Source organism: Paractinoplanes rhizophilus, from assembly GCF_042664765.1.
In the GTDB taxonomy this organism is placed as follows: domain Bacteria; phylum Actinomycetota; class Actinomycetes; order Mycobacteriales; family Micromonosporaceae; genus Actinoplanes; species Actinoplanes rhizophilus.
The window spans coordinates 58,575-76,010 of the sequence record NZ_JBHTBJ010000006.1; the positions used below are offsets into that span (position 1 = coordinate 58,575).

The 17,436-nt window shown below is 71.3% G+C and carries 18 protein-coding genes; 5 read left to right on the forward strand and 13 right to left on the reverse strand.

The window, feature by feature from the left end; genetic code table 11:
• Positions 1-9: 9 nt before the first annotated feature.
• From ACFQS1_RS10955 to ACFQS1_RS10980, 6 genes are all read right to left on the reverse strand, one after another.
• On the reverse strand, positions 10-858 hold the full coding sequence (locus ACFQS1_RS10955) for a GNAT family N-acetyltransferase (protein ID WP_378966537.1): 849 nt from the start codon (positions 856-858) through the stop codon (positions 10-12).
• Positions 855-2,528, reverse strand: a complete 1,674-nt coding sequence (locus ACFQS1_RS10960; RefSeq protein ID WP_378966539.1) for an aminotransferase class V-fold PLP-dependent enzyme — start codon at positions 2,526-2,528, stop codon at positions 855-857. The genes ACFQS1_RS10955 and ACFQS1_RS10960 overlap by 4 nt, the downstream gene beginning before the upstream one ends.
• 622 nt (positions 2,529-3,150) lie before the next feature.
• Positions 3,151-3,528 (reverse strand): glyoxalase superfamily protein, encoded by a 378-nt coding sequence (locus ACFQS1_RS10965; protein WP_378966541.1) that lies wholly within the window; start codon positions 3,526-3,528, stop codon positions 3,151-3,153.
• 118 nt (positions 3,529-3,646) lie between these two features.
• The gene (locus ACFQS1_RS10970) at positions 3,647-3,883 is read right to left on the reverse strand and encodes a hypothetical protein (RefSeq protein ID WP_378966543.1); all 237 of its coding nucleotides are present in this window, start codon (positions 3,881-3,883) and stop codon (positions 3,647-3,649) included.
• A gap of 137 nt (positions 3,884-4,020) precedes the next feature.
• Positions 4,021-5,082: a serine hydrolase domain-containing protein gene (locus tag ACFQS1_RS10975; protein WP_378966545.1), complete on the reverse strand. Its 1,062-nt coding sequence runs from the start codon at positions 5,080-5,082 to the stop codon at positions 4,021-4,023.
• A 12-nt stretch (positions 5,083-5,094) separates the two neighbouring features.
• On the reverse strand, positions 5,095-6,447 hold the full coding sequence (locus ACFQS1_RS10980) for an MFS transporter (protein WP_378966548.1): 1,353 nt from the start codon (positions 6,445-6,447) through the stop codon (positions 5,095-5,097).
• Between the two features lie 126 nt (positions 6,448-6,573).
• Between ACFQS1_RS10980 and ACFQS1_RS10985 the strand changes: the two genes are divergently transcribed.
• Together ACFQS1_RS10985 and ACFQS1_RS10990 are read left to right on the forward strand one after the other, a co-directional pair.
• Positions 6,574-7,524: a sigma-70 family RNA polymerase sigma factor gene (locus tag ACFQS1_RS10985; RefSeq protein WP_378966550.1), complete on the forward strand. Its 951-nt coding sequence runs from the start codon at positions 6,574-6,576 to the stop codon at positions 7,522-7,524.
• On the forward strand, positions 7,521-8,084 hold the full coding sequence (locus ACFQS1_RS10990) for a TIGR03086 family metal-binding protein (RefSeq protein WP_378966553.1): 564 nt from the start codon (positions 7,521-7,523) through the stop codon (positions 8,082-8,084). The genes ACFQS1_RS10985 and ACFQS1_RS10990 overlap by 4 nt, the downstream gene beginning before the upstream one ends.
• Here the strand turns inward: ACFQS1_RS10990 and ACFQS1_RS10995 are convergent.
• The 4 genes from ACFQS1_RS10995 to ACFQS1_RS11010 form a co-directional block, all read right to left on the reverse strand.
• Complete coding sequence (locus tag ACFQS1_RS10995) at positions 8,081-8,470, reverse strand: hypothetical protein (RefSeq protein WP_378966555.1); 390 nt, start codon at positions 8,468-8,470, stop codon at positions 8,081-8,083. The two genes, ACFQS1_RS10990 and ACFQS1_RS10995, sit on opposite strands and share 4 nt — an antisense overlap.
• An 80-nt stretch (positions 8,471-8,550) precedes the next feature.
• Positions 8,551-9,009 (reverse strand): hypothetical protein, encoded by a 459-nt coding sequence (locus tag ACFQS1_RS11000; protein ID WP_378966557.1) that lies wholly within the window; start codon positions 9,007-9,009, stop codon positions 8,551-8,553.
• Positions 9,010-9,459: 450 nt separating this feature from the next.
• A complete protein-coding gene (locus tag ACFQS1_RS11005) occupies positions 9,460-9,840 on the reverse strand; it encodes a hypothetical protein (RefSeq protein ID WP_378966559.1) in 381 nt (126 codons plus the stop codon).
• A 567-nt stretch (positions 9,841-10,407) separates the two neighbouring features.
• Complete coding sequence (locus tag ACFQS1_RS11010) at positions 10,408-10,767, reverse strand: winged helix-turn-helix transcriptional regulator (protein ID WP_378966561.1); 360 nt, start codon at positions 10,765-10,767, stop codon at positions 10,408-10,410.
• Between the two features lie 107 nt (positions 10,768-10,874).
• Here ACFQS1_RS11010 and ACFQS1_RS11015 point away from each other — a divergent pair, with 107 nt between their 5' ends.
• The gene (locus ACFQS1_RS11015) at positions 10,875-11,711 is read left to right on the forward strand and encodes an NAD(P)H-binding protein (protein WP_378966564.1); all 837 of its coding nucleotides are present in this window, start codon (positions 10,875-10,877) and stop codon (positions 11,709-11,711) included.
• A 226-nt stretch (positions 11,712-11,937) separates the two neighbouring features.
• Positions 11,938-12,816: an aminoglycoside phosphotransferase family protein gene (locus ACFQS1_RS11020; protein WP_378966566.1), complete on the forward strand. Its 879-nt coding sequence runs from the start codon at positions 11,938-11,940 to the stop codon at positions 12,814-12,816.
• A 27-nt stretch (positions 12,817-12,843) separates the two neighbouring features.
• Here the strand turns inward: ACFQS1_RS11020 and ACFQS1_RS11025 are convergent, their stop codons facing one another.
• From ACFQS1_RS11025 to ACFQS1_RS11035, 3 genes are read right to left on the reverse strand one after another with little or no spacing between them, the layout of a single operon-like run.
• On the reverse strand, positions 12,844-14,973 hold the full coding sequence (locus tag ACFQS1_RS11025) for an iron ABC transporter permease (protein ID WP_378966568.1): 2,130 nt from the start codon (positions 14,971-14,973) through the stop codon (positions 12,844-12,846).
• Between the two features lies 1 nt (position 14,974).
• Positions 14,975-15,958 carry an ABC transporter substrate-binding protein gene (locus ACFQS1_RS11030; protein ID WP_378966570.1) on the reverse strand — a complete coding sequence of 328 codons (984 nt, stop codon included), beginning with the start codon at positions 15,956-15,958 and terminating at the stop codon, positions 14,975-14,977.
• Positions 15,955-16,761 carry an ABC transporter ATP-binding protein gene (locus ACFQS1_RS11035; protein WP_378966572.1) on the reverse strand — a complete coding sequence of 269 codons (807 nt, stop codon included), beginning with the start codon at positions 16,759-16,761 and terminating at the stop codon, positions 15,955-15,957. Before ACFQS1_RS11035 ends, ACFQS1_RS11030 begins: the two co-directional genes overlap by 4 nt.
• Positions 16,762-16,852: 91 nt before the next feature.
• On the opposite strand from ACFQS1_RS11035, the gene ACFQS1_RS11040 reads away from it, so the two are divergent.
• Complete coding sequence (locus ACFQS1_RS11040) at positions 16,853-17,371, forward strand: GNAT family N-acetyltransferase (RefSeq protein ID WP_378966574.1); 519 nt, start codon at positions 16,853-16,855, stop codon at positions 17,369-17,371.
• The last annotated feature ends 65 nt before the right edge of the window (positions 17,372-17,436 follow it).

Below are 17,436 nucleotides of genomic sequence, written 5' to 3' on the forward strand. Positions count from 1 at the left end.
TCCGGGTGGTCAGGCGGGGGTGTGCTGGTAGAGCAGGCTCCGGTGGGTGGGCCGATAGCCCAGCGACTCGTTCACCCGGCGCATGGCGGTGTTGCTGTCGGCGGTGTCGGCCAGCAGGCCCGTCACGGCCGGGAAGCGACTGCGCACCCAGCCGATCTGCTCCGCCTTCATCCAGCGCGCCAGGCCGCGGCCCCGATGCTCGGGCAGCACGCCGGTGCCGTAGTGCTGCGCGTCGCCGCCGCCGTCGGCGGCGACCACGAGCTCGGTGAAGGCCGCGATCTCGCCCTCGGTGGTGAGGGCGGCGGTGACGCAGAGGAACTCGCCGCGGTCGGCGACCGCCTTGGTGACGAACCGGAGGTGGTCGGCGTCCCAGGGCTGCGGGACGTAGGCGGCGTCGTCCATCGGCATGTCGTCCATGGCGTGGTGCGCGCGCACGAAAGTTTCCACGAGCTCGGGCGGTGTGTCGCCGACCCAGTGGATCAGCCGGTAGCCGGGAACGGGCTCGCCGGGCCGAGTGGGGGCGGCGTCCAGCGCCAGGCGGGTGTAGGTCAGGCGGAGCACGAGGCGCAGGCCGCGCGCGGCGCAGAAATGGTCGCCGGGGGAGCCCTCCTCGACCGGCTCGGTGAGCACCGGACCGGCGGTGGCCGCGAGGGCGGCGTCCAGCAGCCGGGTGCCCACGCCGGCGCGCCGTTCCGCCGGGTGGACGTGGACCTGCAGGTCGGCGGCCCCGTCGTCGGACGGGATCCGCAGGAACGCGGTGCCCTGCGGGCGCCCGTCCCCGCCGCTGGCGACCCAGGCGAGGCGCCGCCACGACGGGCTGCCGGAGGGATCGACGAGGGCCTTGATCTCCACGGTCACGGCCGCCATTCTGACGGGGCGGGGCCGGCGGGCGAGAGGCAGGCCTCCGGAAGCAGGAACCAGCGCAGCTTTTCGAACGCGGGCGGCAGGTCCAGCCGCACCCCGTCCAGCGGGGCCGGGCGCGAGCTCATGATTGCCTCGGCCTCGGTCAGGTAACCCGCCAACACGTCCTCACCGACGGACACCGGCGAGACGGTTGGCGCGGACACCGTGCCGTCGGCGCCGAGCCGCAGATCCGCGAGGCGGACGGAAGGCGCGACGTGCCGCACGTGCGCCCAGATTCCGGTGCGGGGGTTGAAGCGGTATTCGGGGAGCAGGCGAGCGCCGTGCCGGGCGATCAGCGCGACGGCGGACATCACATAATCCGCGACCATGTCGGAGATGAAGTAGTTGAAGTTGAGCCGCGACCATCCGGGCTTGATGCCTTCCCACCCGTCGACGATCTCGCCGCGGAACTCGCGGGAATGCGCCTCGTCGATGCCCAGCAGGCGATGGCCGTAGGGCCCGGCACAGGAACAGCCGCTGCGGGCCTGGATCCCGAACATGTCGTTGAGAACGGCTGCCACGAAGTTGTGGTGCAGATATTTCTCGCCCGCCCGTACCTGGAACGACACGATCGACAGCCGCTCCGCGACCAGGTCGCCGAGAATCTCGATCTCCGGCACCGCACCCCACCGGTCCCGCGCCCGCTCCCACAATTGTTTCTCGCGGGCCGCGATAAGTGGGGTGCCGACCGCGTCCTTGACCGAGAAGACCAGCCCGGCCCGGATCGACTCGACGATCGCGGGCGTCCCGCCCTCCTCGCGTGCCACCGGATCGGTGAGATAGCGGTGCCCGGTCGGATCGACATATGCCACGGTGCCGCCGCCCGGCACCACCGGCACGCGATTGGTGAGCAACCGCCGGTCGACCACCAGCACACCCGGCGTCTGCGGCCCGCCGGCGAACTTGTGCGGCGACACGAAAATCGCGTCCTTGTCCGCCATCGAGATCGGCACGTAGGGCCCGGCGGCCGCGTAATCCCAGACCGACAGGGCGCCGTGTGCCCGCAACACCCGCGAAACGGCGGCGGTGTCGGTCAGGATCCCGGTCACGTTCGACGCCGCGGAGAAACTTCCAATTCGCAACGGCCTTTCCGCGTACGCCGAAAGAGCGCGCGCCAAGGCATCCAGATCGACGTGTCCGGTGTGATCGGATTCGATCTCCACCACGTCGGCGATCGACTCCCGCCACGGGAGCTCGTTGGAGTGGTGCTCGTAGGGCCCCACGAAGATCACCGGACGCTCCGCGGCCGGGATGCGCGTGCTCAGGTCGTACGCGTCATCCAGGGCCTCCGGGACGCGGAGGCCGAGAATGCCGACCAGCTTGGCCACCGCGGACGTCGCCCCCGACCCGCAGAAGATGACCACGTGCTCCGGACCGGCGCCCACGCTGCGGTGGATGATCGACCGGGCCTCCTCGCGCAGCGCCATCGTCTGCGCGCCGGTCGCGGACGCCTCGGTGTGCGTGTTCGCATACCGGGCGAGCACGTGATCGCGGATGAAGTCCTCGATGAAGTCGAGAGCCTGCCCGGACGCGGTGTAGTCCGCGTACGTGATGCGCCGCGGGCCGAACGGCCCGTCCAGCACCTGCCCGGCCCCGATCAGCCCGTCCCGGATGCGTCCCAGCATGTCTCCCACCTCGGAATTGAACGATAGTTAAGCCGGTCGGGGCAACCCGGTCCTTGGATCATGAGGGTCGCGCGCAACATGCCCGGTGCGTGGTCTGCCCGGGTTTGAGCCGTGCCGACCGGCGTTTGCTTTCGGTGACGTGCCGGAAAGTTTCCGGGTCGGACCGGCAACTCCGCCCTGCGCCTGCTCGGCTCGCTGACCGGCGTGCTGGTGGCGCTGGTCGTGGCCGCCCTCGAACGCCGCCCGTTCCGCGCCCACGTCCTCCGCGGCGGCGAGCCGGCGAGCCTCGTCGGCCCCGGCTTGCTGGCCGGCGAGGCGGCCCGGGCGGCCCTGGCCGGCAACGGGCCCGACCCCGACCTGATGTACTGGCTGGCCCGGGCCGAACAGGACGCCGGCCGGTCCGCCCCGGCCGAGCGGATCCTCCTGGACGGCCTGGCCCTGGCCCCGCGCGACGTGGACCTGCTCTGCGCGTACGCCGATCTATGCGCCGGCGAGGGCCAGCCGGCGAAGGCGGAGAAGCTGGTCGCCCTCGCCGCCGCCCAGGATCCGCAGGCGCCGATCGTCCACGCGACCCGGGTCAAGGTCGCCTACGCCGGCGGGCACGATTGCGAGGCCCAGCGCATCAGCCGTTCGGCCGGTACTCCAGGGCCTGCAGCGACCACTTGTTGCCGTCCGGGTCCCGGAAGTACACGAAGTTGCCCCACGGCTGCGCGTCCACCTCGCTGGCCTCGACCTCGGCCTCGACCAGTTGCTTGCGGGCGGCGTGCGCGTCGGCCACCACGACCTGGATCTCCTGGGTGCCCGGCGTCTTGTCGGTGATGCCGGTGCCGAGCACGATGGAGCAGGCCGACCCGGGCGGCGTCAGCTGCACGAACCGCAGGCCCTCGTGCACCTGGTGGTCGTGGTCGGCGTTGAAGCCGATCCGCTCGTAGAACGCCTTGGCCCGGTCCACGTCGGTGACCGGGACGGGGATGAGCTCGATCTTCCACGTTGCTGTCATGCCACCCATGGTGCCAACCATTGCGGTCATTTTCTGACCGCTGTCCCAACATCCGCGTCTGCCCGGGAACGCGAGCAGTCGGTCGCCCGGGGCGTGTCGGCGCCGAAGGGAGCGGTCGTCAGGCCGGCGGCTGCTCGGCGACCCTAGCCATCTCCCTGATGGCCAGCGCCGCCCGCACCAGCGGATTGTCCGCAAGGTCGCCGATCGTCTCGATGCCGAATGCCGCCTTCAGCCCCTCGGCCTCGGCCTCCGACACCCCCGCGAAGGCCGACACCGGCGCCCCCACGAGGTCGAGAATGTCCACCGTCTGGAACTCCGGGTCGAGCACCGCGTCGAGGTTCACGGAAACGGCCACTGCGTCCTCCCCATCAGCCGAACATGCCAACAAGGCCGATGCTGTCACAGCATGCGATCGGCTGACTACTGTAGATGATGCGCAGCGCGTCGTGGCGCATGTCCTTGTTTACGGACAAGTAACCAGCCGCGGTTCAGTCAGGCATTGACCAGGTTGACGATCTCGGTGGCGTTGTCGAAGTCCGCGGTCTGCAGGTTCTTGCAGTACGCGAACGCGATGCCGGTCGAGGGGTCGCCGTAGCCGAAGGTGCCGCCCATGCCACCCCAGGCCAGGGCATCGCCGCCCTCCTCGCCGAGGCGGCTCAGCGCGAACCCGAGGCCGAAGCGGGCCGGGTGGCCGAAGACCTGGTCGGTGCCCGCGTACGTGTCGGCCTGGATCGCGGCGATCGTGCCGGGACTCAGCAGGCGTACGCCGTCGACCTCGCCGATCAGCGAGGCGTACAACCTCGCGATGGCCCGCGCGGTCATCTTGCCGCCGGCCGGGATGTCGGCGGCGAGCACGTCGGGCCGGTTGCCCAGGGCCGCGGTGGGCCACAGCTCGAGCGCGGAGGCCCGCGCCATCGGCGAGTCCGGCGGCAGCTCGAAGGACATGCCGGGCGGCGCGGGCGGGTCGACCAGCGGAGCGAGGCGGTGCTGCTCGGAAGCCGGTAGGCCGAACCACAGCTCGTCGGCGACACCCAGCGGGACGCCGATCTCTTGGCGCAGCAACTCACCGAGCGGCTTGCCGCCGGCCCGGCGGCAGACTTCGTCGAGGATGTAGCCGAAGGTGTACGCGTGGTATCCGACCTGCGTGCCCGGCTCCCACCAGAGCTCGCTGTCGGCGATTCGCTCACATATCAGGTCCCAATCGCAAATTTCCGAGACAGTGGTGGTGGCGCCGATGCCGGGAACGCCGGCCGTGTGCTGCAACACGTGCCGCAGCGTCACGCGCGATTTGCCCTTCGCGGCGAAAGCGGGCCACACGTCGGCGACCGGCATGGAGTAGTCGAGCACCCCGCGTTCCACCAGGCGATGCACCAGCGTCGCCGTCATCGCCTTCCCCATCGACCAGGTGTAGAAGAGCGTCGACGAGGTGGCCGGTCCGGCCACCGCATCCACGATCAGCTCGCCGTCGCGATAGACGGCCACCTGCACCGCCACCTCCCGCCCCGACCGCACCTGCTCGTCGATGGCGTCCTGAACAACCTTCTGCAGCTCCACGAAAGTTCCCCTCTAAACAGTGACGAGCTCGCGCGCGGGCTCGACCCGGGTCCGCGCCGGACGGAGGAAGACCGCGAGCCCCGCCGCCACCATCACGGCGGCCACGATGAACGGCAGCCGGTACCCGCCCGTCGACAGCGTGGCGAGAACCGCGAGCCCCAGCGCCGACCCGACCTCGGCCGTGGTGCTGAAGACCCCCGACGCCAGCCCCGCGTCGTCCGGGGTGGCGGACGACATGGCCAGCGCCGCGAGCGCCGGGAACGCCAGCCCGCCGCCGACGCCCAGCAGCAACATCGAGGGCAGGACATCCATCACGTACGAGCCGTCGGCCGGCACCCGGGCGAAGTACAGAAGCCCGGCCACCACCAGCGCCAGTCCGGTGAGCACGAGCCGGCGTGCCCCGAACCGTACGATCAATTTCTCGGTGTATCGCAGCGACAGCCCGCCCATCACGACCGTGACCGGCAGGAACGCCAGCCCGATCGTCATCGCGTCGTAGCCGAGGACGTGCTGGCAGTACAGGACGCCCACGAAGAACATCCCGAACATCCCGGCCGCGCTCAGCAGCTGCGCCAGATTGGCCTGGGCCAGCGGCGCCGACTTGAAGATCCGCAGCGGGACCAGCGGCCGCTCCGCCGTGGCCTCGCGCACCACGAACCCCACGCCCAGCCCGAGGGCCAGCAGCGCCATCCACACCGACCCGCCGGGCGAGACGACCGTGTAGACGGTCACCATCAGCGCCCCGGTGATCAGCATGGCCCCGAGAACGTCCGCACCTCGCCGCAGCCCCGGCCCCCGATCGGCCGCGATCAACCTCCGGGCTGCGGCGACGGTGCAGACCCCCACCGGCACGTTCACAAAGAAGATCCAGTGCCAGTTCACGGCCGACGTCAGCACGCCGCCGAGCAGCAGCCCGACCGCGCCGCCGGCCGACGCCACGAAGCTGTAGACCCCGATCGCCTTCGCCTGTTCGCGGGCGCCCGGAAACATCGTCACGATCATCCCGAGGATGACCGCCGAGGTCGCCGCCCCGCCGACGCCCTGCAGGAACCGTGCCGCGATCAGCATTTCCCGGCTCGAGGCCAGCCCGCAGAGCCCCGACGCCACGGTGAAGAGGATCAGGCCGCCGGCGAACACGCCCCGCCGGGAAACCAGGTCGCCGATTCGCCCGAACAGCAGCAGCAGGCTGCCGAACGGGATCAGATAGGCGTTGACCACCCAGGCGAGCCCCGACTGCGAGAACCCGAGATCGCCCTGGATGGCCGGCAGGGCCACGTTCACGATCGTGACATCCAGGATGATCATCAACATCCCGGCGCACAGCACCATCAGTGCGATCCACCTGCGATCCGTCGTCTTCGGCACGGCCGCCGACCTCCCTCATTAATTACGATCGCCAGGACAGACCGATCCCGGCGGGAAAACTCATCGCCGGCCGAGCGATGAATTTCGCGGCGGACCCCGGTCGGTACTTCACGAGGAGGTGCGGCAGTGGACACCGAGTTCGTTGAGCAGGCGGATCCCTACCGGCGGGAGCTGCTGGCCCACTGCTACCGGATGCTCGGCTCGGTCTACGACGCCGAGGATCTGGTGCAGGAGACCTATGTGCGGGCGTGGCGCTCGTACGACCGCTTCGAGGGCCGTTCCTCGATGCGTACGTGGCTGCACCGGATCGCGACGAACGCGTGCCTGAACGCGCTCGAGTCGCGCAGCCGCCGCCCGCTGCCGATCGGCCTGGGCGCACCCAGCTCCGACCCGTCGGAGGCGCTGGTGGAGCAGAAAGAGGTGCCCTGGCTGGAGCCCCTGCCCGACGCCATGATGGATCCGGCCGGCGTCGTCGCCCAGCGAGAGAGCATCCGCCTCGCGGTGATCGCCGCGATGCAGTACCTGCCGGCGAAGCAGCGCGCGGTCCTGATCCTGCGCGACGTCCTGCAGTGGCCGGCCGCCGAGGTCGGCGAGATGCTCGACCTGACCACCGCGTCGGTCAACAGCGCCCTGCAGCGCGCCCGCGCCCAGCTTCAGCAGGTCACCGTCGACGCCGACGAGGTCACCGAGCCCAGCGAGGCCGACCAGCGCGAGCTGCTCGACCGGTTCGTGGCCGCGTTCGAGGCCAAGGACATCCGCGCGATGGTCGACATCTTCACCAAGGACGCCGTCTGGGAGATGCCGCCGTTCACCGGCTGGTACGAGGGCCCCGAGACCATCGCCCGGCTGATCGACACCCGCTGCCCGGCCGACGGCCCCGGCGACATGAAGCTCGTGCCGACGATGGCGAACGGCCAGCACGCGTTCGGTCTCTACATGCGCGACGGCGACACCTACCGCCCGTTCAACCTGCCGGTCCTCACCCTGACCCGCGACGGCGTCAGCCACGTGTCCGCCTTCTTCGACCGGCGCCTGTTCCGGACCTTCGGCCTGCCCGAGTCGATCCCGGTCCCATGAACACAGCGCTGCGAGCCGGGGTGGCCGTCCTCGAACGGTCGGTCGCCTATTTCCTGGGATGCGCCACCCTGGTCTCGGAGCCGCTGCTGATCCGCCACACCCCGTGCCCCCGCTGGGACCTTCGCGACCTGCTGGAGCACGTGATTGACTCGATGGCCGCCCTCGAGGAGGCCGCCACGGCGGCCGAGGTCCCCCTGACGCCACCGCAGGACGCCGGCGACGTGATTCCGCTGGTCCGGCAACGCGCGACCCTCCTGCTGGGTGCATGGTCCAGGGCCTGCGGCGCTTTCACCGTACGGGTGGAGCAAGCGCACCTGAGCGCACCCGTGGTGGCCGGCGCCGGCGCGATCGAGCTCGCCGTCCACGGCTGGGACGTCGCCCAGTCCTGCGGCGACCCGCGCCCCATCCCACCCGACCTGGCCGACGAGCTTCTTGACCTGGCGGTCGTCCTGATCCGCGCCCCCGACCGCCCCGGCCGTTTCGGCCGCCCACTTCCGTTCCCGGACGACGCCTCCCCGAGCGACCGGCTGCTCGCTTTCCTGGGCCGCGCACCCGCCTAAGTCGGCGGCAATAGGCCGGCAGGCGGCGGAGAGTCGTCCGCGACGGCTCGCCGCACCACCTCGTAGACCTGCTCGACGGTGAGGCCGTGCAGGCGGGCGATCCAGGCGACGTCGTGCCCCTGGCCGTACGCGGCAACGATGGCGTCCTCCGCCGGCAATCCCGGTGCCGGCTGCAAGCTCGGCGCGGCGTGTGGGTAGCCCGCCGGCGTGAGAACACCGGTCGGTGGCTGCGCCGCGGGCTCGACCTCGCGCTCGACCACTGCGTAGACCTGCGCGACGCTGAGGCCGTAGCGGAAGGCGATTCCCTCTACGTCAAACCCGTCACCGAACTCGGCGACGATCCGGTCCTCTCTGCTCGGGTATCCCTCCACGCCGTCCGCAGTCACACGGTCAAGCTACCGGTCATGGGTCGACGTACGCCATCCAATGCTCGCCAGGCTCAAGCCCGGCTGGGGGTTCGGGCTCATCAGGCGTGCCGCACCGCGACCGTCACCCAGCGCGGCGTGGCATAGATCTCGCCGGCCCAGCCGTCCGCGTTCCGGAATGCCAGGCTGGTGGTGTCCGGTCCGGCCCGGTCGGAGACGATCGTGAAGGCGCGCCGTGGCAGCTCGCGCCGATAGAACGCGAGCACCGCCTCCGGGTCAGGCGCGGTCAGAGTGAACGAGGCGCCGGACTCGTGATCGCGGAGCGTGGTCACCTGGCTGCCCGGCGGAAGCCGGAAGGCGGACGGCAGATGGTTGACGCCCGTGGCGGCTTGCCCGGCGTGGCTCTCCCGAACGGTGGTCCGCGCGCCGCCGACCGGACTCAGCGCGATCGCGGCCGGTTCGTTGCGCCGCGGCTCGAGGGTGGTGGCGCTGCCGCAGGCACCCAGGCCGGCGAAGGTCAGCAGGGTTGTCACCAGGGTGGCAATCCGCCTCGCGATCATGCGTCCACTTCCTCCCCGGTGCCACCGTGGCCGCGGTCGACCGCCGGATCACCAAGGGCGCCGACCCCTATTCTCTGTGCTCAGGTCAAGGTCGGCTTGACTGGTGCCACGGTTCGTCACGCGGCCTCGTAACAGACGCGCCGAACCGCCATCACGTCGGTCACGACGGCCAACCACGAACGCTTGCACGTCCCTGTGCCGGTGAAACCAGATACGACACCGGGCCGGGAAGCCGACAAGGCGCCGCGGAGCCGGCCCGACCGGGCGCATCGCGGCAGGGCAATCCGCGTACGTGGCCTTCGTGGCTGATCTCGGAGCACAGCCGCCATCGATACGGACATTGTGCTGCACCGAGTGCGGCGGCCGAGCCGTTGCCGCGCACGATCGGCGGCAGATCCGGGCGTCGGCCGGATCCAGCCTCGCACGAGGCCGGGTGGGCCAGAACGCTCTTCAGTTCGGGACAGTCGTGCCGTAGAGAAGACGTCTGACGGCAGCCCGCGACACCAGCAGGACGATGATGAGCAGCGTCACGGGTAAGAAGCCGCCCAGACTGACTGCACCGCCGAACACGATGTCGATCAGCCAGAGCACGACGAGCTTGCTCCCGGCCGCCACCACCCAGAGCAGAAGGGCGGATGTCGCCTTCACCCGTCGGGTGGTTGCCCCGCGCAGCCGGGCCAGGACGGCGCCCTTGAGCAGCAGCACCACCTCGAGCGTGACTTTGAGCAGGGCGGCCGTCAGCAGCGAGAGGGTGAAGGTCTCGCTTATGACGGCCGGGAGGTACTGAACGGCGAGGTTCAGGACGACAACGTAGACGAACACGTCGATCACGTCGGCCGGATGAGCGACGATCCAGTCCCGCAACCGCCCGCGCCCGGGACGGGTCCCGCCGCTAGCGTCCGGCTCGAGTTGGTCTGTCACGAGGCTGAATCCTGCCGGAACAGCGCGGGTGGGTACATCCGCTCATCGGCAGATCCGCGCACAGCGGGAGGGTCCGTGTCCGTGCGATGCTCTGCTGATGTCGGGGCTGGGCCCTGCGGGCACATACCGTTCGACCTCGGGCCGGCCCAGCTCCAGTGCGTCAAGATTCTGGCCCGAACACCCGGTCAGGAACACTTCGAGACCGGAGCCGGTATGGACCCGGGACTCGCCCCGGTACCGGCCCAGGTACGCCGCCGCAGCTGCCCGCAGCACCCGCTCGTCGTCCGTGGCAATGGCCGGATCAGAATGCGAAGAGATAGTCATACCGCACGGTCCGTCAAGGCCAGGATCTGAGCCACCGCCTCAACTCACCCTGGCAGACAGGGGCGCGGGGGATCCGGATGTTCGATCGAGGCGCTGCGTACGGTGGTGGTGAAGGATGGCGCCGCATCCGCGTGGTCGTGTGGCCGGGGCTCGTCAGCCGGCGTCGTAGGCGCTGCGTGCCCGCTCCACTGCCGGGAGGTGGGCGTCGGCCCATGTGTTCAGATGAGCGAAGAGCGGACCGAGGCTGGCGCCCAGCTCGGTGATCTCGTACTCGACCCGGGGTGGCACTTCGGCGTGGTAGGTGCGCGCGACGAGCCCGTCGCGTTCCAGCTGGCGTAGCCGCTGCGTGAGGACTTTCGGGGTGATGCTGCTCAGCCGGTGCTGCAGTTCCACGAAGCGCTGCCGGCCGTGTTGGTGCAGAGCCCACAGGATCGGCGTCGTCCACCGGCTGAACACGATCTCGACGACCGGCGCGACCGGGCACGCGGTCTCGGGGTTCGCTGATCGTTGCATGTGCCCTCCGCCACAAAGCCATTACTATCCTGTAGGTACCTACTATACGGAAGCTACTAGCGTCCCTTTCAACCGCGCGGACGACGCGGTTGGACGGGAGACGAGACATGTTGGTCGTAACCGGAGCCACCGGCAATGTCGGCCGGACGCTGGTGTCGGTCCTGGCAAACACGGGTGCCGCGGTCACCGCGGTGTCGCGTGGACGACGCCCGGTCGCGGTACCAGAGGCAATTCGCCACCACCGGGCAGACCTCGAGGACCCGCAGAGCCTGCGTGGCGCACTCGCCGGCGCCGACGCCATGTTCCTGCTGGTGGAAGGAGCAGGGGCGAACCTCGACGGGCCCGAGATCATCAAGGTGGCCACCGAGGCCGGCGTGAAGCGGATCGTGCTGCAATCCTCACAAGCCGTCGGTACCCGGCCGGGCGCGGCGTCGCACGCCCCGTTGCACGCCATCGAGGATCACGTACGCCGGTCGGGCCTCGGCTGGACGATCCTGCGTCCCGGCGGCTTCGCCTCCAACGCCTTCGCCTGGGCCGACGCGATTCGTTCCGGCCGGACGGTGGCCGCACCCTTCGGCGACGTCGGCCTGCCGGTGGTGGATCCCGACGACATCGCCGAGGTGGCCGCCATGGCCCTTCGGGGTGGCCACGACGGTCACACCTATGAGCTGACCGGCCCGGTCCTGAGCACGCCCCGCCAACGAGTCGCGGATCTCGCCGCGGCACTGGGCGAGCCGATCCGCTTCGTCGAGCAACCACCCGACGAGGCCCGCCGGCAGATGCTGACGTTCATGCCACCACCGGTCGTCGAAGGCACACTGGCGATCCTCGGCGCGCCGACCGCACACGAACAGCGAATCAGCCCCGACGTGACGCAGGTACTGGGCCGACCCCCACGACCGTTCACCGAGTGGGCCGCCCGCAACATCGACGCCTTCCGCTGACCCGCCGAACCACCCCACGCACCGATGACCGGCCGGCCTGATCGCCCGTCCGGTCATCGGTCAGATCCACGCACCAGACCAGCGCGAACGCGGCCGCCGCGCACGGTCGGCGGCAGATCGGGTGGGGGCGTCCAAATCGAGTTGTGTCGCGGGGTGATTCGACGATCATGTCTGGGTGAGTTCCCGTCCCTCCTCGACGGCCGACGTGGTCCCGGACCCCCAGGTCGTGACCCGCCTGCTTCGCGCTCAAGCACCGCATCTGGCCGACATGCCCGTCCGGGTGAGCCCCGCCTCGGGGAGTAGCAACTGGGTGTTCCGCGTCGGGAGCACACTGGCCATCCGCTTGCCCCGGTCGGACGACTACGTGGCGGACCTACTGAATGAAGTGCGCTGGCTGCCCCTGCTCGCACCCCATCTGCCGGTCGCCGTCCCGGACATCGTCGTCGCCGGCCGGCCCAGCGAGACCTTTCCCCGGCCGTGGGCGGTCGTGTCCTGGGTTCCGGGCAGCTCTCCGCCGGCGCTGAACGGCTCGCAGCAGGCCAATCTTGCCGAGTCCTTAGGCCACTTCCTGCAGAGCCTCCACGGGGTCGGCACCGCTGAAGTTCCGGCCGGGCCCGAGCACTGGGGCTACCGTTGCGGTGAGCCGGTCACCGACACCATCGACCAATGGGCCGATCGCGCGGCTGCCGCGCTGGCGGACCTGTTCGACCCAGCCGGCGTTCGTGAGGCGTGGCGACGCCTGCGCGACGTCCCTGCGGCCACCGAAGCCGCTTGCTGGGTGCACACCGACCTGTCGGAGGAGAACCTCCTCACCCACCACGACGGGCGGCTGGCCGGAGTCATCGACTTCGGCGGCATCGGAATCGGCGACCGATCCGTGGACCTGCTCTACGCGTGGAGCATCTTCGACGCCCCCGCTCGCGACCTGCTGCGGGCCGCGTCGGGAGCCGACGATGAAACCTGGACCCGAGCCCGCGCCTGGGCCTTTGTCGGCCCTGGCCTGCTCACCATCGCCAGCTATCGACACCTCATGCCCTCCCGGACCGATCGACTCATCTCCATGGTGGAGGCGGTCGCAGCCGAGGTAGGGATCCAGCTTCGCTGACGACGAGCGCGGCCCGCGGGAAGAAGCTCAGCCGGCGCTGCGGCTGCGCCACAGCAACCACACGAAATACGGCGCCCCGATCAGCGCCGTGACCAGCCCGGCCGCCAGCTGGGTCGGGGCCAGCACCGTGCGCCCGACCGTGTCCGCCACGCTCACCAGCACCGCGCCCAGCGCCACCGCCACCGGCACCGATCGGGCGTGCCTGGCGCCGACCAGGGCCCGGGCGGCGTGCGGGGCGACCAGCCCGACGAAGGCCAGCGCCCCGACGGCGCAGGCGGCCGCGGCGGTGAGTACCGCCGCGACGGCCAGGAAGCCCAGGCGGGCCCGGCCAAGCGGCACCCCCAGCACCCGCGGCACGTCCTCGTCCAGTGAGATCAGGTCCAGGGTGCGGCTGCCGGCCAGGACCAGCGGCAGCACGACCAGCAGGGCCAGGGCGACCGGCACGACCTGACCGATCGTGCGGCCGTAGGTGGATCCGGCCAGCCAGGTCAGCGCGGTGCCGGTGTTCCAGGGGGAGACGACCACGACGATCAGCGCGGTGATGGCCGAGGCGGCGGCGCTGACCCCCACGCCGACCAGCACGATCCGGTCGGAGGCGGGACCGCGGCCGGCGGCCAGCCAGTAGACCAGGGCGAAGGTGCCGAGCGCGGCCCCGGTGGCGGCGGCCATGACGGGCCAGACGCCGAGGCCGGGCAGGAGCAGCACGACCGCGACGGCGCCGGCGGACGCGCCGGGGGTGACGCCCAGCAGGCTCGGCTCGGCCAGGGGATTGCGGCAGACCGCCTGGACGATCGCCCCCGCCAGGGCCAGGGCGGCGCCGCCGAGCAGGGCGGCGGCCACGCGGGGCCAGCGTTGGTCGAGGACGAAGCCGACGTTGCGGCCGGCGGCGCCGCGCAGCCAGTTGGCCACGTCGCCCAGCAGGACCAGCCGGTCGCCCAGCAGCAGCGCGGCGACGAACGCGGCCACCAGCGCGACGGCGAGGACGACGCCGACCGCGACCACCCAGGCGCGGGAGCGGACCGAGCCGTGGGCGCCGCGGGCCGGCACGGCGGGGCCGCCGTCGCGGAGGCGGCGGGCCAGCCAGACCAGGACGGTGGCGCCGGCCAAGGACGTCACGACGCCGGTCGGCACCGAGATGGCCACGTCGGCCGGCAGGACCGCCCGCAGGAGCACGTCGGCCAGGACGACGACGAGGGCGCCGGCCAGGCCGGCGAAGGGCAGGAGCAGCAGGTGCGCGCCGAGGCCGGGTACGCGGCGGGCGATGAGCCGGGCGATGACCGGGGCGCAGAGGCCGACGAAGCCGATCGGGCCGGCGACGGTCACCGCGGTGGCGGCGAGCAGGACCGCCACGACGATCGCGAGCACGCGGGTGCGCCGCACGTCGACGCCGAGGACGCGGGCCGGGTCGTCGCCGAGGGCTAGCACGTCCAGGCGGTGCGCGAGCAAAAGCACGGCGGCCACGCCGAGGCCGGCCAGGGGAGCGGCCCGGACGACCTGCTCGGATCCGGATTGGACGGTGGTGCCGGAGCCCCACGCGAACAGGCCCACCGTGTTCTGCGCGTACAGCATGAGCAGGACGGTGGTGAGCGCGTTGAGGGCCAGCGCCACGGCCGAGCCGGCCAGGATCAGGCGGGTGGGGCCGGCGGCGCCGCCGCGGGCGACGAGCAGCACTAGGCCGGCGGCCAGGAGGCCGCCGAGGAAGGCGGTCAGGCCGTCGAGGAAGAACGGCAGCGAGACGCCGAAGGCGGCGACGGCCACCACCGACACGTACGCCCCGGCGTTGACCGCGAGCGTGTCGGGGGAGGCCAGCGAGTTGCGCGCCACGGATTGCAGCACGCCGCCGGAGACCCCGACGGCGAGTCCGACGAGCAGGGCGGCCGCCAGCCGGGGCAGCCGGCTGGCGACCAGGACGGCGACCGCCTGGGCGCGTTCGCCGTCGTCGTGGGCCCAGGGCCAGAGGGCGCGCAGCAACTCGCCCGGCTGCAGGTGCGCCGTGCCCTGGGTGAGGTGCACCACGGACAGCACGAGGAGGAGCACGACCGCGCCCGCGAAGAGCGCGATGATCCCGTACGTGTGCGGACGCCCTCGTGCCGGCGGCGCGACCATCACGTCAGGCTGCGCCGATGCCGGAGGCGAGGCGACGGTCGTGCTCGTCATCTCAGGAGACCGCGGTGACGAGGGCGTCGAGGTACTTGGACGCCGAGAGCGGGCCGCCGAACATCCAGATGCCGTCGGGGAGGCGCTTGACCTTCTGGCCCTGGACGAACGGCAGCTGCTTCCAGACCGCGTTGTTCGTCAGGGAGTCGGTGAAGTCGCCGCCGTCGGCCTTGTTGGCGACGTACACGAAGGTGGTGTTCGGGTCCTTGATCTTGGTGAGGCCCTCGACGTCGGTCTGCGCGAGGCCGTAGTCCTTGTCGCCGCCCGTCGTCCACTGGCTCCGCAGGCCCAGCTCGGCCCCGATCGCGCCGAAGAACGAGCCCGGCGTGTACATGCGCAGCGAGACGGTGCCGGAGTCGACCCAGCCGTCGGCCATCACGAAAGGAGTGCCGGTCTTACCCGCCTTGGCCAGGGTGTCCTTGGCCGAGGCGAGCTTGGCGTCGAAGTCGGCGAGCAGTTTGGCGCCCTGTGCCTCGGTGCCGGTGGCCTTCGCCAGGGTGGTGACGGTCCGGCGCATGTAGCCGATCGGGTCGCTGCCGTCGGAGCCGCGCAGCGCGAGCACGGGCACCTTCTTGGCGAGCTGGGCGAGCACCGTCTCCGGCACGTCGGTGGTGGTGACCACCAGGTCGGGGTCGAGCGCGACGATCGAGTCGAGGCTGGGCTCGCCACGCAGGCCGACGTCGGGGGTGCTCGCGTCGATCGGCGCGGAGGTGTCCCAGACGTTGTAGCCCTTGACGTCGGCCTGGCCGGCCGGCTTCACGCCGAGCGCCACCAGGTTCTCGGTGAGGCCCCACTCGAGCGAGACCACGTTCCGGGCGGGGGCGTCCAGGTGCACGGCGCCGCGCTCGTCGGTGAGGTCGACCGGGCCCGCGGGCGCCGGCGACGCGGGGGCCGCGGCGTCGGCCGGGTCCTCGGTGGTGCCGCAGGCGGCGACGAGCAAGGCGGTGAGCGCGGCCGCCGTCGTGGCGAGGGCGCGGATCTTCACAGGGTGACCTTTCTGTTGTGCCGGCCGAGCGGCTTGGTGCGGACATGCCCGTCGTCATCGACGTCGACGTCGATGCGCAGGCCGTAGATCTCGGTGAGCAGGGCGGCGGTGAGCACCTCGGCCGGCGTGCCGGTCGCCCGGACGACGCCCTGGTGCAGCAGCACGAGCTCGTCGGCGACCGCGGCGGCCTGGTCGAGGTCGTGCAGCACCACGCCGACCGCGACGCCGTGCTGGTCGGCGAGGTCGCGGACGAGGTCGAGGGTCTCGATCTGGTAGCGCAGGTCGAGGAAGGTGGTGGGCTCGTCGAGCAGGACGACGCCGGTGTCCTGGGCGAGGCAGGTGGCGAGCCAGACCCGCTGCAGCTCGCCGCCGGACAGCTCGTCGACGGCCCGGTCGGCCATGCCGTCGACGCCGGTCCGGCGCATCGCCCGGCCGACGACCGCCGGGCCGTCCGGGTCGCCGGCGCCGAAGCGGCCGCGGTAGGGGTGCCTTCCGTACGCGACGACGTCCCGCACCCGGACGCCGCCCGGCGTCGGCCGCGACTGGGTCAGCAGGGTGACCCGGCGGGCGAAGTCCTTGGGCCGCAGCGCGAGCGCGTCGTCGCCGTCGAGCGTGACCGTGCCGGCCCGGGCGTGGTGCAGACGGGCCAGCGAGCGCAGCAGCGTCGACTTGCCGGAGCCGTTCGGGCCGATCAGCGCCACGACGGCGCCGGCGCGCAGCTCGATGCCGGCGTCGTGCACGACGGTCCGGCTGTCGTAGCCGAGCGTCAGCCCGGCGCCGGTGAGGGTGGCCTCGGTCGTCATGAGGTGAGGCTAACCTAACCTGATCTCTTCTCCTACCCGGGGGCCTCGCCCCGATACGATGATCGCTCCATCTCACTCTGCGAGCCGAAACATGATCAATCACGCCTTGCCCACCGATATCGGGCTGGCCGCCGAGGTGGCGGCGCTGGTCAACGAGGTCTACGCGGAAGCCGAGAAGGGCATGTGGCTCGACGGCACCGACCGCACCAGCGCCGGCGAGATCGCCGCCATGATCGACGCCGGCCGGCTCGTGGTGGCGCGCGACCCCGGCGGCACGCTGGTGGGCGCCATGCACCTGCAGCGCCTGCCCACCGGCGAGGGCGAACTGGGCATGCTGGTGACTCACCCCGGGCGGCGCGGCGCCGGCTTGGGCCGGGACCTTGTCGCGTACGGCGAAAGCTGGGCCCGCGAGCAGGGACTCACCACGATGCAGCTGGAGCTGCTCTACCCCAGCACGTGGACGCACCCGGTGAAGAAGTTCCTGTACGACTGGTACACCCGGCTCGGCTACCGGGTGATCGGCACGGGCGATCTGGCCGACGACTACCCCGCCCTGGTGTCGCGCCTGGCCACCCCGTGCGACTTCCTGATCTTCCACAAGCCACTCTGAGCCCGCGTCACCGTACGGGTCCGGACGCTCACCTCCGGTTGGTGTTCTGAGCAGCGCGAACGCCC

What these genes read in the sequence shown, in the direction of transcription:
- ACFQS1_RS10990 (WP_378966553.1), top strand. Translation starts at nt 7,521, where the DNA reads ATGAACACAGCGCTGCGAGCCGGGGTGGCCGTCCTCGAACGGTCGGTC.
- ACFQS1_RS10965 (WP_378966541.1), bottom strand. Translation starts at nt 3,528, where the DNA reads ATGACAGCAACGTGGAAGATCGAGCTCATCCCCGTCCCGGTCACCGAC.
- ACFQS1_RS11035 (WP_378966572.1), bottom strand. Translation starts at nt 16,761, where the DNA reads ATGACGACCGAGGCCACCCTCACCGGCGCCGGGCTGACGCTCGGCTAC.
- ACFQS1_RS11025 (WP_378966568.1), bottom strand. Translation starts at nt 14,973, where the DNA reads ATGACGAGCACGACCGTCGCCTCGCCTCCGGCATCGGCGCAGCCTGAC.
- ACFQS1_RS11000 (WP_378966557.1), bottom strand. Translation starts at nt 9,009, where the DNA reads ATGATCGCGAGGCGGATTGCCACCCTGGTGACAACCCTGCTGACCTTC.
- ACFQS1_RS10960 (WP_378966539.1), bottom strand. Translation starts at nt 2,528, where the DNA reads ATGCTGGGACGCATCCGGGACGGGCTGATCGGGGCCGGGCAGGTGCTG.
- ACFQS1_RS11040 (WP_378966574.1), top strand. Translation starts at nt 16,853, where the DNA reads ATGATCAATCACGCCTTGCCCACCGATATCGGGCTGGCCGCCGAGGTG.
- ACFQS1_RS11010 (WP_378966561.1), bottom strand. Translation starts at nt 10,767, where the DNA reads ATGCAACGATCAGCGAACCCCGAGACCGCGTGCCCGGTCGCGCCGGTC.
- ACFQS1_RS11015 (WP_378966564.1), top strand. Translation starts at nt 10,875, where the DNA reads ATGTTGGTCGTAACCGGAGCCACCGGCAATGTCGGCCGGACGCTGGTG.